Genomic DNA, 12,571 nt, shown 5'->3' with positions numbered 1-12,571 from the left:
GAGCAAAATACGCATCCCTCATGGAATGGGTTGACGCCAATGGAGGGGAAACCTGCCACCCACCTTGACCGACCTTTAAGCCTGGCAGTACAAATCCTGCATTCCAGTTCAGCCGGAATAGGGGCTACGGCTGCGATTCTGGCCACGATGCAGTCAACACGGGCACATGAGGAGTTCCGCGCCTACGTCCAGGCCCGCGGTCCCGCTTTGCTGCGCGCCGCCCACCAACTCACCGGTCACCCGTGCGACGCCGAGGACCTGCTCCAGAGCGCGCTCGCCAAGACCTACCTCGCCTGGGACCACATCCAGGACAGAACGGCCCTGGACGGCTATGTCAGACGGGCCATGGTCAATCTCAACATCTCGCAGTGGCGCAGGCGGAGGCTGGAGGAGTACCCCGCCGAGGAACTCCCCGAACCGCCCGTCGAGGGTGCCGGCTCCGGCGAACTGGACGAGTTGCTCGACGCGGCGCTCGCCCGGCTGCCGGACCGCATGCGCGCGGCGATCATCCTGCGGTACTACGACGACCTGTCCGAGCCGGAGATCGCCAGGGCGCTCGGCATCAGCCTGGGCACGGTCAAGAGCACGGTCTCGCGCGCGATGGCCAAGCTCAGGGCCGACCTGCACGTTCCGACTCAGCCACCCCCGCCGTAGCACCGGGACGCACCACGTCCCTGATGATCCGCAGAGTGGCGAGAAACGTGTTCAGTTGCTCTTTGTCGAGCAATCCCGTGAGACAGGCGTCGATATCCTCAAGATGGCGGGGTAGTACGGCTTCGAGCCTTTCCGCCCCCGACTCCGTGAGGGCGGCGTAGGAGGCGCGCCGGTCGCTGGCGCACGGCTGCCTGACCACCAGGCTGTCACGCTCCAACCGGTCCACAACCCGGGTCACCCCGCTGGTCGACAGACCGGTCTGCGCGGCGAGGTCGCCCATTCGCAGGCTTCGTTGGGGAGAGCGGGCCAGCCTGATGAGCGTCTCGAACTCGATCACGGAAAGCCCGGCCTGCGCGAAGACGGGGTTCATCCGCTCCGCGAGACCGGCGTTGACCTCGGACAGGAGGCCGATCGCCGTCAGCCGGGGGTCGTCAAAGGGGATCACGTTCACATCCTAGAGGACGATAGTTGACGAGAGGAATATTCCTCCTGTAGATATCTGTTGGAGCAAGCATCTGCACACCCCGAGGGAGACATAGACCATGAGCACGCGTACCTGGGAAGGCCTGACCATCCCCGCCGCCGGCACCTACAACCTGGACGTCAACCACACGACCATCGGCTTCGTCGTCAAGCACATGATGGTGTCCAAGGTCCGCGGCTCGTTCGGCAAGTTCACCGGCTCCGTGACGATCGCCGAGAACCCGCTCGAGTCGTCCGCCGAGGTCACCATCGAGACCGCGAGCATCAACACCAACGCGCCCGACCGCGACGGCCACCTGCGCAGCGACGACTTCCTGTCCGTCGAGCAGTACCCGGAGATCACCTTCCGCAGCACCCGCGTCGTAGACCACTCGGGCGACGACTTCACCGTCGCCGGCGACCTCACCATCCGCGGCGTCACCAAGGAGGTCGAGCTCAAGGTCGAGTACGGCGGCGCCGGCACCAACCCCTGGGGCCAGGCGCTCTGGGGCTTCTCCATCAACACCGAGTTCGACCGCGACGACTTCGGGCTGACCTGGAACCAGGCCCTGGAGACCGGCGGCGTGCTGGTCGGCAAGAAGATCAAGGTGGAGATCGAGGGCGAGGCCAACCCCGCCTGACACATACTTGTCCACAGCCCGTTCCGCTGGTGGAGCGGGCTGCGGTCGTTCGTTATCCACAGGCTTGGACCGTGTTACCCACAGGCAGTGGATAACTTCGGGGGCGGCGCGCAGCACAACCGCTTTGCCGCCTCGCCAGAAGGCCGGTACTCTGTCCTAAGCCACACGGCTACCGGGAGGATTCGCCTAGTCAGGTCTATGGCGCCGCACTGCTAATGCGGTTTGGTGGCAACACCATCGGGAGTTCAAATCTCCCATCCTCCGCACTTCAAAGGCCCTCTCCCAGATCCTGGGACGAGGGCCTTTGATCGTTAGGGGCGTCGTAGTTGCAACGGGTCGAGACCTTCCCCAGAGCGCGGAAGCCAGCCGCTCCCCCGCGCCCCGCATGAGCGGTGTGGATACGTGGGTGTATCGCTCGGTCGTGGTGACCCGTGTGATCGTCGGCTGAGCCACCCAGCCCGCAACGCCAGATCCTTACCGATCAGCCCGGCATCCTTACGCAGCCGCCGCGCTACTCATCCAGCGCCCGCAGGCGATCCCGCCGATCCTCCACACCCAGCGTTCTACCACCCACACCTACCAAGCGCCCGAGCGCTCATCTGGATCACTGCCGAATTGTTCTCATAGGTATCAAGGGCGGCACTTCGCGCCGCCTCGCGGCCCTGCGCCGCTCGGCGGCCGGGCATGCGGCCTGGGGGCCGGTCCCGGCCGCCGTCAGCTCGGTCCGCTAGCCACATCCGCCAGATCATTTACGGCACCATTGCCCCGTGGCCGAACCTCTTGCGAGCGAGCCCGACCGTCAAGCGCAGCAATGGGCGCCGGAATACAGTCGATCTTGTCTGTAATGTACGACCGTGATATGGAGCCGACCGACCTACCGAATCGTGGATGATGAGCGAATCGACGGGGCGTGGTACCACGTCTGGCTCCGGACGTGGCACGAGTACTACATAGTCGACCTCGCGGTGTTCGCTGACGGGGCCATCAAGTGCGACGGATGGACGGACCTATCAGGTCTGAGGAAGATGCTTGCCTCTGGCAAGGTCTCGGTCAGAAACCCAGATGCCCCGGAACAAGCAACAGAGGTATCCAAGTGGCAATCACGCCAGCCGCATCCGGTAACCGCTGACGGATTCCTGGCCGAAGTCGCCGACGAGATTGAGGACCTGAACGGACGGCCGACGACTGAACGTTTTTCATCTCGATTCGCGGAGCTGAAGGACGAGTGCCCAGTCAGGAGCAGGCAGCAGCGGAGTTTGCGCAGGATGCGCCAGGTCTTCAGCCGCGGCCACGATCGCCGCGAACCTCTCCGAGACGTACTCCTCCCGCAGTGCACGCCCGTCAACGCTCGTGAAGATCAACTCCGTGCCCACCCACCGCTCGCCCGCGACCAAGCGCTCGCGCTTCCCTCAATCGGGTCGCCGCCGCCAGGGCCAAAGTAACTCTGTGCGATGGCCGTTGAACAATGCGGCCGCAGATTCCCGGCCGAAACAGGCCGCAACATGACGAACAGTCGCGCCGACCGCCAGATTGTAACTGTGAGCGATTGATCGAAAGCACTTAGTTACGAGATGCTGTTTGAGTTCTGATCAAACCTTGCCCAGGAGGCACCATGCTGCTTGCTCGTCGCCATCTGCTGGCTGGCGCCGTCGCCGCCGCCGCCGTGAGCTCGGCCATCGTCCTGCCCGCCGCGGCTGCCGCCCAACAGCCCGCTTCCCGCACCGCTCTCGCCGGCCCTCCCATGTGCCTGGACGCCACCGGTGCCCGCACCAACGGCACCCGGGTGCACCTGTGGCAATGCGCGAACACCAACACCAACCAGAAGTTCGTGATCGACGACGGCCTGATCAAGGTCAAGGACACCCTCCACTCCGGCACCCCGATGTGCCTGGACGCCGCCGGCGCTCGCACCAACGGCACCCCGGTGCACCTGTGGGAGTGCTCGAACACCAACACCAACCAGATCTGGTTCATCAGGAGAGGAGAGATCATCATCAAGGACACCCTCGCCTCCGGCACCCCGATGTGCCTGGACGCCACTGGCGCCCGCACCAACGGCACCCGGGTGCACCTGTGGCAATGCGCGAACACCAACATGAACCAGAAGTTCGTGATCGACAACGGCATGATCGAGGTCGAAGACACCCTGACCTGACCGACAACCGCACCGGGAACACAAAGGGCGGGGCTCACCTACCCGGTCGCGGTAACCCGAGTGGAGGCTCTAGAAGCGGGCCCATGCGAGGGGCTCTGGACACGCGTGCGCCCCGCCCCGAAGAGGCGGGGCGCCGTTGTCATGCTCCAGGAACGTCACCCGATGACGTGCTCCGGCGAGTCCAGCCACAGTTGCTGGCCTTCGGGCGTGACCGTCATCCCGAACCGGTCCTGGCCCGGCTCGCCCCAAGACACCCACCGGAAGTAGGCGTCGACGACCTCCTCCCACACCGGCCGGTCGCCGATCTGGTAGCCCTCGTACTCCTCCTGGTCGGCCTCCCAGGTCGCCGCCGCCCAGGAGACGCCCTCACCTGAGTCGTTGATCACCCACACGCGCTGGTAGTCCTCGCCCTGGTGGGAGTAGCAGCGCAGACCGGTCAGCGCTGAGATCACCAGATCGGCCCCGCCCGGGACACGGGCGATGAGGCGCGGGTCGATGCGGGTGGTGAAGTCGCGCGCCTGCGCCGGGTCGGCTGGTTGCAGCTCGGGCGGGCGCTGGGCTCGCATGAGCATGTAGTCGACCTCCCGTCCGATACGGCCGTAGGCGTTGCCGTCCGGGGCGACGGTGAGCCGCAGCGCGTAGCCGACGCCGAAGCCGGGCTGGTACGGCAGCGCGATCACCGCTCCGGGCCTGGACTGCTCGACCCACGCGTACGGGACGGCGCGGATCCCGCAGGTGACATGGACGCGGTCGTAGGGCGCCCGCTCGGGGCATCCGTCCGCGCCGTCGCCCACGACCAGGTGCGGCTGCACGCCCGCCTCGCCCAGATGCTTCGCCGCCTGGGCGGCGATGGCGGCGTCGACCTCGACGGAGGTGACGTTCTGGTCGCCGACCAGGTGGGCGAGCAGGGCGGCGGTCCACCCGGTGCCGGTACCGATCTCCAACGTCCGGTGACCCGGCGCGGCGTCGAGGTGACGCAGGAAGTAGGCCACAACCGTGGGAGCGGAGCTGGAGGAGGTGTAGCCGCCCACCTTCGCCAGGTCCACCTCGCCGTCGGGGCCGACCACGTCCGAAATGGCGGTGGCTCCATCGTCAAGCTGGGTGACGAGGCCGGTGTCGCTGTAGACGGCGTCCCACCACTCGCCGGGGTCGGCATCCCGGTCGACGCCGTACGCCGTGCCGTACCTGTTCTGCGGGCAGGCCACGGCCACGGGCGGAACGAACAGGTGACGCGGCACCGCGCGGAACGCCTTCGCGACGGCCGGTGTCATATGGCCGGTGTCGGCGATGAGCCGGTCGAGACGGTCGTCGAGGTCGGCCACTACCGGTCGCCGTCCTTCTTGTCCCCCTCACGCGGGGACAGGGGCGGTGCTCCGTCAGAGGCGGGTTTCTGTCCCTCCTTCTTCGGGTCGAAGGGGCGGTCGGACGGTGGGCCCTTGTGCTTTCCCATAGTGATCTCCCTCGCCTTGATAGCTGCTTAGCGTGACCGTACGGCTACATCTCGGGGGCGGACAAGGGGAGATTCACGTGGCACTGCTCGCGGCCGTGGCGTCCAGGAGGTACTCCGTATGCCTACCGGTCGCACGTCCGGTCCCTACTAGGGGTTGCCGCTCTTGGTGTGTTGAGCGCTGGTTGTCGTTTAGGGGACGTTGACGTCGACTTTCAGGGTGTTCATCTGGATAGTGGAGCTGCTGGGGTAGCCCTGGTTGCGCCAGTAGCCGCCTTCCTTGCGTACGCCGACGGCCAGTTGGTAGTGCCCGCTGTCCACGTCGAAGGTGTGCCCGGCCCAGCCGCTGTTACCGCTCAGGGTCGCGCTGATGCCGCCGAAGGTGGGGGCGCCGCCGCCCCTGCGCAGGGTGAAGTTGCCCGTCAGGTGGCAGCCGAATATGCAGTCGCCGTCGGCGTACCAGGCCGCTCCCCAGTAGTAATAGAAGTCACCGTAGAAGCTGGCCTGGAGGGCCTTGGTGCCGTCGGCGCGCTGCCACGTCCACGCACAGCTGTGTGTTGCCCTTCGACCACTGGTCGTGGGAGTAGAAGGTGTCCCGGTCGCATGTGCTGGCCAGCACGCTTTGGTGCGCCGCTGTCCGGGTGGATGCCGTGGCCGAGGCGGGGGTGGCTGCGGCGGGGGGCGGGGTGAGGCAGGTGAGAGTGAAGGCGCCAGCGGCGGCCAGGGCGGCGAGGGGGGCGGTGAGACGCATGAGCGAACTCCTTTGCATCGACTACAAATCAGAGACACTCTGCAGTCAGATCAATGCGGAAAGTGACAGGCGGTAGTCAATCCGATCCCGGCCTGACACCCGCAGTCCCCCTCAGGCCAGAAAGACCTCACCGCCGCGTGAGGTGGGTCTGGAGGGCTCCAAACCCCGGTATCAGGGGGTGAGTGTCCTCCCAGACACCCGGACAGCCGAGGGGTTTTCCCTGCTAGAGGGCCATCTGGGTGGGACGTCCGGGGGTGTCCGGGGGCTGTCCGGGCCGGACGTCGGACCCTGACGTCCGGGGGTCTCCGAGACCATCCGGCGGGGTCCAGGGTCATGCGGCCGTCCAGTCGGCGACCTCCGGCGGGACTTCCAGGTCGCCGCGGCTGATCGCCGCGGCGGCTGCCTCTCAGTTCGTAGCCGCGCAGTTCCTGGCCGCCGCGCATGAAGGCGCGGCGTAGGGGGCGGACGCCGAGCGCGCCCAGGAGTGCGCCGAGGTCGGCCTGGTCGACGCCGAGGGTCTCGGCCAGGGCAGTGCTGTGCATCCGGTCGTCGGTGCTGAAGGGCTCAATCGACTGAGCCAGTAGCAGTGGGAGCGGGCAGGTCGCGATGGTCTGGGCGCTCTGCTCGGCCAGGTCGATGCCGGGGAAGGCCGGGCCTGCCGCTGCCCTGACCTCAGGCGAGCCGCCAGGCGAGGAAACCCTCGGGCGCGTCAGTCTGGACGAAACCTGCCTTGACCAGCTCCCCTTCGATCGTCTCCCACACAGGACGGTAGGCGGGGCCGACGATCTCCTCCTCGCTGATCACCGTCGCCCTCGGTGATCCGATAGAGGTAGCGGGCCGTACACGCCTCTTCGCTTGACTCGAGAATCTCTGACAGGGCCGTATAGGTGTGACGGCCCACCTGACGAGAGCCGGACGCCTGGAGCGGACGCGGTGACGGCGCGCCGCCCTCGCGCCAGGTGAGAACCAGCAGGCCGCCAGGTTCGAGCTGGGCCGCCAGGACCGGCCAGAGCCGCTTGCGGTAGTCCGGCTCCATGGCGTACATCACGTTGATCATCACTATGGCTTCAACCGGCTCATCCAGATCGACGCTCAGCGCGTCACAGGGAAGTACGGTTACGCGCTTCAGCAACTCCGTGCTCCCGCTCAGCCGGGACAGTAGCACCCCGCGCATTCCGGTCGAGGGCTCCAGCGCGAAGATCTCGGCGGGTGTCCATTCGGCCAGCGCCGTGGTTATCAGGCCGGTTCCCGCACCGATCTCCGGGATGCTCCGCCGTACCCCAGCCAGAAGCGAGGGAAGTTTCGCACGAACCCCCGGCACGTGGCCGTCTTCCTGGAGTAGGTCATAGAAGGGAAGAGAGATGAAGTCGGTCACGGCGGGCAACGCTACTCCAGGCAAAGGAACCGGCCCGTTGAGGAGATCGACCAGGATGTACGGTGCTGGGGAGGAGGGCAGACGCCATATGGCAGACGAGCAGATTACGACAATCGGCAGATGCCACGGATGCAAGCGCGCTTTCAGAATTGTCCCTGCGAGCGTCACGACAGTCACGATCGACCCCGAGACCGGTCTTCCTCCGGGCATGACGGTGTTGGGTACCTCCCGCGAGCCGACGCAGGAAGCGACGGCCAGGTCGGTTGAGGTCCCCATCTGCCCCGACTGCGTGAACAAGGCGAAGCAGTACCGAGAACTCATGCATGCGCCCGCTCGCCAATTCGAGACGTGGCACAGCAACCCCGATCGTGACTGACGCCTGGACCCACAACCCAGCCCAGGGCCGGCGCTCGACTACCTGGACGACACCTGGCGGTCGCTTCTGGGCTGAGTGGGTGAGGTCGGGGTCTCCTCCTCGCCGAAGGTGATCACGATGTACCTGCCGTTGGAGTAGCTGACCACAGGCCGCTGGAGCATCTCGCCCACCCGGCGGGCGACCGCCTGGAACAACTCCGACATCTCCGGCGTGTCGGCGCTCACCCTGAAGCGCCCGTTGGCGATGAGGTGCTCGGCGACGAGGGGAGCGAAGTTCGCCTCGCTCCGGATCCTCTCCTCCGCGCTGAGAGGGGTACGCCGGGGCGCGGGCGGCGTGCCGAGAGGGTGGGTCATCACTGATCTCCTTATGATCGCCGGCATCCCAGCATGCCATCCGCGCAGTGCAAGAGGGTGCGTGCCGCAGCAATGGCCCTCAGGACGAGGGCCTTCTGGCTACGCCGTGAAGAAGATTCGTGGGTTCGGGCAATCAGGGCGGATCGCTTCTCGAGAAAGGCGCCGGATGCATGACCCCGACCCATACCCCTCCCATACGAACGCCGAGGGGGCGACCGACGCGTCGATCATCGAGAAGTCATGCCACGAGCCCGAGTGGTTCTCGATGATCTTCGATCGGTACTTCATCTCGATCCACCGCTACGCGGCGGCCAGGCTCGGGCCTGGCTCTACGGGATCGTCACCAACCTGATCGGCAGGCACCGCCGGAGCGAGATCCGGCTCTACCGTGCGCTCAGCCGTTCCGTGACCCGGGACGACAGCGGCAACCACGCCGACCGGGTGGCGGACCAGGTGACCGTGAGCAGCTGAACCCCGTGCTGGCGCGGGGCCTGGCCGAGCTTTCCAAGGGCGACCGTGACGCGTTGCTGCTCGTCGCCTGCGCCCAGCTCAGTTACCTGGGAGCATCACCGACGCCCGTGCCCGCCTGGCCGCCCATATGCGCCACCCCACGGCCGGGAAGAGTCCCTGGCTTTCGGCCGCCCGCCGCGTCCGGCCCATTTGGGGGCTCGGTCTGGCCGGGGCGACCGCGCTCGCGCTGGTCGTGGCGAGCATGGCAGGCGCTCCCGAAGCGGATCGAGTCCTCCCCCCTGTCCAGCCGTCCGCCCCAAGCCTCCACCTGCGCCAGGTCGCGAACGCCGAGGACCTGGCCAACAACGCGGCGGTGCTGGCCGCAGAGGAACCCGACAGCACCCCCAGGCCCACCCAGTGGGCGTACATGAAGTCCAAAGTCGTCCAGCCCCAGGTGGACGGCGGCAGCGGACTGTTCGGTACGCCGAAGGTGACGCATACCCGGGAGATGTGGCGCCGAGCGGACGAAAAGTAGTTCGCCTACATCGAAAACGGAGAATTGAAGGTGGTCGACGGCTCGGAGTTCGAGGTGACCTACCCGTACCTCCTCTCCCTGCCGACCGAACCCACCGAGTTGCTCGCCCGCGTCTACAAGCAGATCGACGCGGAGGAGGCCAGCAGGAACGCCGACACGATGCGGCGCCAGGAGGAGATGGCCAAGAAGCGAGGGAAGTCGGCTGAGGACGCAAGGCGGGAGGCCGAGGCCGCGACACCTCGCCTGACCGCCGAAGAGCGGAACACGTTCGCGTTCCAGTACATCGCGCAGGGCATGCGGGACGCCGTGTTGCCCCTCAAGCTTCGCGCCGCCATGTACGGCGCCATGGCGAAGATCCCCGGCGTCCGCTACGAGCCCCGCTCCACGGACCTCGCCAAGCGCTCAGGAGTCACCCTCTACCGCCTTCATGCCGGTTACCTGCGCGACGAGATCTTCATCAACCCCAAGACCTACGCGTACATGGGATACCGCACCCTCGCCGTCCGCAGTCATCGGGGGGCAACTCGTTCCCCGTGAAGAAGGGCCAGATCATCGGTTGGGACAGCCTGCTCAAGACCGCCATCGTCGACAAGCCAGGCCAACGCTCCTGAGGGTGTGATGATCGCCATCGCTGGTCGGCTCGATACCGGTCAGAGGACTGCAGCGCTCGCGCTGACCGAAGCTGCCACCCGGATCCAGGACACTCCGGGAGCAGCCCGGCAAGACCTGGTGAGCTGGGCTGTCCTCTACTCATAGCGTTTTCGATATCGCCAGACGATGCATATCAGTCTTGGACAGTAGAGATCGCCCTGTGCTGATATGTCCAGCTATGGCCGACTCGACCTCTCGTACCCGACTGTCCAGTATCGTGCGCCTGGTTACCGCGTCCACGGCCGCCGGGCTGGTGGTCGCGGCCATCGGGCTGCCCGCCGTGGGCGGCACCGGCACGGCGATCGTCTCCGCCACCGAGGAGCTGAATCTCGCACCCGAGGAACTGGTGGAGCCGCCCCTGGCGGAGGCGTCCGCCGCGTACGACGCCGAAGGCGACCGTATCGCCCAGTTCTACGCCGAGTACCGCAAAGCGGTACCGCTCGGCCGAATCGCGCCGGTGATGCGGACGGCGATCGTCGCCATCGAGGACTCGCGCTTCTATGAGCACGGCGTGATCGACCTTGAGGGCACCGCCCGGGCCCTGGCCAAGAACCTCACCTCGGGCCGGGTCAGCCAGGGCGGCTCCAGCATCACCCAGCAGTACGTCAAGCAGGTGCTGCTCAACTCGGCCAGCACGGAGAAGGAGCAGAACGCCGCCCTGGAGGCCAGCTACACGCGCAAGCTCAGGGAACTGCGCCATGCGATGGCGGTCGAGGCGAAGTACTCCAAGGACGAGGTTCTGGAGAAATATCTGAACATCGCCTACTTCGGTGCGGGCGCGAACGGCGTGGAGGCGGCGGCCAGGCGCTTCTTCGGGGTGTCGGCCGCCCGGCTCGACCTGGCCCAGGCCGCCACCCTCGCCGGTGCCGTACAGGATCCCAACAGGACGGACCCCAACCTCGGCGCGAAGGCTCGCGGGCTGCTGCTGCAGCGGCGCAATGTCGTGCTCGACCGGATGGCCGAGTTGGGCAGGATCACCCCGCAGGAGGCGTCTGCCGCCAAGGCGCGCAAGCTTGGCTACAAGGGCGTCAAGCAACCCAACGGCTGCCAAGACAGCAAATATCCGTACTTCTGTGAGTATGTTCGGTATGAGCTGCTCGCCAACCCGGTCTTCGGGAAGACGCAGCGGCTCCGGAGTCAGGCGTTCAAGCAGGGCGGCTTCAAGATCTATACGACGCTCGATCCGAAGGCGCAGGAGGCCGCGGAGAAGGCCATCAGGAAGCACGTCTACGCCTCCGACCACGCGCTGGCCTCCGAAGCGCTGGTCGAACCGGGCACCGGCGCGATCAAGGCGATGGCGGCAAGTCGCGCCTACGGCCGCTCGGCCGCCAGGAACGAGATCTCCTACAACGCGGTCGCCGACAAGGCGCACGGCGGGCTGACCGGCTTCCAGCCCGGCTCGACGATCAAGACGTTCACCCTGATCACCGCGCTCAAGCAGGGCATGAGGATCGACGACGGCATCACCGCGGGCGCCGGCTACACCGCGCCCGGCCCGGCCAGCTTCAAGACCTGCGCGGGTGGCAGCGTGGGCGACCCGTCCTGGACGGTCACCAACGACGAGGGCTCTCCCGGCTTCAAGACGCTGGCCACCGGCACCTGGGGATCGGTGAACACCTTCTTCATGGTCCTGCAGGAGCGCGTGGGCCTGTGCGAGACCGTCGAGACCGCGAAGTCACTGGGCATCAAGCGGGCCGACGGCGCGAAGCTGAGGGAGTTCGAGACCTTCACCCTCGGCATCAACGAGATGGACCCGGTCACCCTCGCGAGCGCCTACGCCGCGATCGCGGCCCGGGGCACGTACTGCGCGCCGATGGCCATCACGAAGATCACCGACCGGTACGGCAAGAGCACCGCGCTCAAGCCCGCGTGCAGGCCGGTACTGGAACCGGAGATCGCCGACGCCACCGCCCACATCCTGTCCGGCGTGTTCACCAAGGGCACCATGCGCAGCGTCGGCGGTATCGGCCGCCCGGCCGCGGGCAAGACCGGCACCACCGACGGGTACGCCAGCGCCTGGTTCGCCGGCTTCACCCCGAACCTGGCCGGGGCGGTCAGCATCGGCGACCCGCGCGGCTCCCAGCGGTACAAGCTCACCGGCGTCACCATCGGCGGGCGGTACTTCGGCTCCGTGCAGGGCGCCTCTCTGCCCGGCCCGATCTGGAAGGACACCATGACGGCCGCACTGCGCGGCCTGCCAGCCGAGCGGTTCACACCGGTCGACGAGGCCCGCTTCGGCGGCTGCGACCGCACCTGCGCACCGGCCCGGCAACAACAGCCGGACGAGCAGCCGTGAGCCGTTGAAGATCCGTCATATCCCCAGGTCCAGGATCGCCCGGACCTCGACCAGGCCGAGCGCGGACTCCGGTATCCGCGAGGCGTGTTCGATCGCCCGTTCCTCGCTCTCGCAGTCCAGCAGGTAGAACCCGGCCAGCACTTCCTTGGCGTCGGGGTACGGCCCGTCGGCCGAGACGGTCTGCCCGTCGCGTACCAGGATCCGTTTGGCCTGGGACGGATCGACCAGGGCCTCCGCGACGATCAGTTCGCCGGAGGCCGCGAGGTCCTCCGACAGCAAGGTGTGCTCGCGTACGCCCTGGGCACGCTGGTCGGAGGGCAGCCCGTCCCAGACCTCACGGGACGTCGGGTTGCTGTAGACCATGATCAGGTACTTCATCGGTGCCTCCGCAGTGTCGAGACTCAGTTTCCCGGCTGCTGCGTCTC

Annotated in this window: 16 protein-coding genes and 1 tRNA gene; 9 read left to right on the top strand and 8 right to left on the bottom strand. The window is 66.9% G+C overall.

Going from position 1 to position 12,571, the window contains the following annotated elements; genetic code table 11:
* Positions 1-147 precede the first annotated feature (147 nt).
* On the top strand, positions 148-654 hold the full coding sequence (locus ABZ911_RS24790) for a SigE family RNA polymerase sigma factor (RefSeq protein WP_358060224.1): 507 nt from the start codon (positions 148-150) through the stop codon (positions 652-654).
* Here ABZ911_RS24790 and ABZ911_RS24785 read toward each other — a convergent pair.
* On the bottom strand, positions 611-1,105 hold the full coding sequence (locus ABZ911_RS24785; RefSeq protein WP_358060221.1) for a MarR family transcriptional regulator: 495 nt from the start codon (positions 1,103-1,105) through the stop codon (positions 611-613). The genes ABZ911_RS24790 and ABZ911_RS24785 overlap by 44 nt on opposite strands.
* Positions 1,106-1,196: 91 nt before the next feature.
* Between ABZ911_RS24785 and ABZ911_RS24780 the strand changes: the two genes are divergently transcribed.
* The 4 genes from ABZ911_RS24780 to ABZ911_RS24765 all read left to right on the top strand — a co-directional run bounded on the left by ABZ911_RS24780 (position 1,197) and on the right by ABZ911_RS24765 (position 3,912).
* Positions 1,197-1,757 carry a YceI family protein gene (locus ABZ911_RS24780; protein ID WP_358060218.1) on the top strand — a complete coding sequence of 187 codons (561 nt, stop codon included), beginning with the start codon at positions 1,197-1,199 and terminating at the stop codon, positions 1,755-1,757.
* Positions 1,758-1,932: 175 nt separating this feature from the next.
* Positions 1,933-2,021 (top strand) — tRNA-Ser (locus ABZ911_RS24775).
* Between the two features lie 620 nt (positions 2,022-2,641).
* Positions 2,642-3,199: a hypothetical protein gene (locus ABZ911_RS24770; RefSeq protein WP_358060216.1), complete on the top strand. Its 558-nt coding sequence runs from the start codon at positions 2,642-2,644 to the stop codon at positions 3,197-3,199.
* 170 nt (positions 3,200-3,369) lie between these two features.
* Positions 3,370-3,912: an RICIN domain-containing protein gene (locus ABZ911_RS24765; RefSeq protein ID WP_358060214.1), complete on the top strand. Its 543-nt coding sequence runs from the start codon at positions 3,370-3,372 to the stop codon at positions 3,910-3,912.
* Between the two features lie 155 nt (positions 3,913-4,067).
* Here ABZ911_RS24765 and ABZ911_RS24760 read toward each other — a convergent pair whose 3' ends face one another.
* The 6 genes from ABZ911_RS24760 to ABZ911_RS24735 all read right to left on the bottom strand — a co-directional run bounded on the left by ABZ911_RS24760 (position 4,068) and on the right by ABZ911_RS24735 (position 8,214).
* Positions 4,068-5,234: a methyltransferase domain-containing protein gene (locus ABZ911_RS24760; protein WP_358060211.1), complete on the bottom strand. Its 1,167-nt coding sequence runs from the start codon at positions 5,232-5,234 to the stop codon at positions 4,068-4,070.
* A complete protein-coding gene (locus ABZ911_RS24755; protein WP_358060208.1) occupies positions 5,234-5,362 on the bottom strand; it encodes a hypothetical protein in 129 nt (42 codons plus the stop codon). Before ABZ911_RS24755 ends, ABZ911_RS24760 begins: the two co-directional genes overlap by 1 nt.
* A gap of 189 nt (positions 5,363-5,551) precedes the next feature.
* Positions 5,552-5,680: a hypothetical protein gene (locus tag ABZ911_RS24750; RefSeq protein ID WP_358060205.1), complete on the bottom strand. Its 129-nt coding sequence runs from the start codon at positions 5,678-5,680 to the stop codon at positions 5,552-5,554.
* A gap of 166 nt (positions 5,681-5,846) precedes the next feature.
* Positions 5,847-6,110, bottom strand: a complete 264-nt coding sequence (locus tag ABZ911_RS24745) for a hypothetical protein (protein ID WP_358060202.1) — start codon at positions 6,108-6,110, stop codon at positions 5,847-5,849.
* Positions 6,111-6,819: 709 nt separating this feature from the next.
* Entirely contained in the window at positions 6,820-7,485 is a 666-nt protein-coding gene (locus ABZ911_RS24740; protein WP_358060199.1) for a class I SAM-dependent methyltransferase, read from the bottom strand.
* 414 nt (positions 7,486-7,899) lie between these two features.
* On the bottom strand, positions 7,900-8,214 hold the full coding sequence (locus ABZ911_RS24735) for a hypothetical protein (protein ID WP_358060196.1): 315 nt from the start codon (positions 8,212-8,214) through the stop codon (positions 7,900-7,902).
* Between the two features lie 240 nt (positions 8,215-8,454).
* Between ABZ911_RS24735 and ABZ911_RS24730 the strand changes: the two genes are divergently transcribed.
* From ABZ911_RS24730 to ABZ911_RS24715, 4 genes are all read left to right on the top strand, one after another.
* The gene (locus ABZ911_RS24730) at positions 8,455-8,685 is read left to right on the top strand and encodes a hypothetical protein (protein WP_358060193.1); all 231 of its coding nucleotides are present in this window, start codon (positions 8,455-8,457) and stop codon (positions 8,683-8,685) included.
* Positions 8,686-8,812: 127 nt separating this feature from the next.
* On the top strand, positions 8,813-9,199 hold the full coding sequence (locus tag ABZ911_RS24725; RefSeq protein WP_358060190.1) for a hypothetical protein: 387 nt from the start codon (positions 8,813-8,815) through the stop codon (positions 9,197-9,199).
* Between the two features lie 24 nt (positions 9,200-9,223).
* Positions 9,224-9,736 (top strand): hypothetical protein, encoded by a 513-nt coding sequence (locus ABZ911_RS24720; RefSeq protein ID WP_358060187.1) that lies wholly within the window; start codon positions 9,224-9,226, stop codon positions 9,734-9,736.
* A gap of 331 nt (positions 9,737-10,067) precedes the next feature.
* Positions 10,068-12,146, top strand: coding sequence for a transglycosylase domain-containing protein (locus ABZ911_RS24715; protein WP_358060185.1), 2,079 nt, complete (start codon positions 10,068-10,070; stop codon positions 12,144-12,146).
* Positions 12,147-12,161: 15 nt separating this feature from the next.
* On the opposite strand, the gene ABZ911_RS24710 is transcribed toward ABZ911_RS24715, so the two are convergent.
* Complete coding sequence (locus tag ABZ911_RS24710) at positions 12,162-12,524, bottom strand: YciI family protein (RefSeq protein ID WP_358060182.1); 363 nt, start codon at positions 12,522-12,524, stop codon at positions 12,162-12,164.
* Positions 12,525-12,571: the final 47 nt, after the last annotated feature.

The organism is Nonomuraea sp. NPDC046570, from assembly GCF_040645915.1.
GTDB lineage: Bacteria > Actinomycetota > Actinomycetes > Streptosporangiales > Streptosporangiaceae > Nonomuraea.
This window is presented reverse-complemented; position numbering and strand designations above follow the sequence as displayed.

Coding starts and splice junctions, on each gene's coding strand:
- ABZ911_RS24725 (WP_358060190.1), top strand. CDS start 8,813: ATGCGCCACCCCACGGCCGGGAAGAGTCCCTGGCTTTCGGCCGCCCGC.
- ABZ911_RS24765 (WP_358060214.1), top strand. CDS start 3,370: ATGCTGCTTGCTCGTCGCCATCTGCTGGCTGGCGCCGTCGCCGCCGCC.
- ABZ911_RS24790 (WP_358060224.1), top strand. CDS start 148: ATGCAGTCAACACGGGCACATGAGGAGTTCCGCGCCTACGTCCAGGCC.
- ABZ911_RS24730 (WP_358060193.1), top strand. CDS start 8,455: ATGCCACGAGCCCGAGTGGTTCTCGATGATCTTCGATCGGTACTTCAT.
- ABZ911_RS24780 (WP_358060218.1), top strand. CDS start 1,197: ATGAGCACGCGTACCTGGGAAGGCCTGACCATCCCCGCCGCCGGCACC.
- ABZ911_RS24745 (WP_358060202.1), bottom strand. CDS start 6,110: ATGCGTCTCACCGCCCCCCTCGCCGCCCTGGCCGCCGCTGGCGCCTTC.
- ABZ911_RS24710 (WP_358060182.1), bottom strand. CDS start 12,524: ATGAAGTACCTGATCATGGTCTACAGCAACCCGACGTCCCGTGAGGTC.
- ABZ911_RS24735 (WP_358060196.1), bottom strand. CDS start 8,214: ATGACCCACCCTCTCGGCACGCCGCCCGCGCCCCGGCGTACCCCTCTC.
- ABZ911_RS24755 (WP_358060208.1), bottom strand. CDS start 5,362: ATGGGAAAGCACAAGGGCCCACCGTCCGACCGCCCCTTCGACCCGAAG.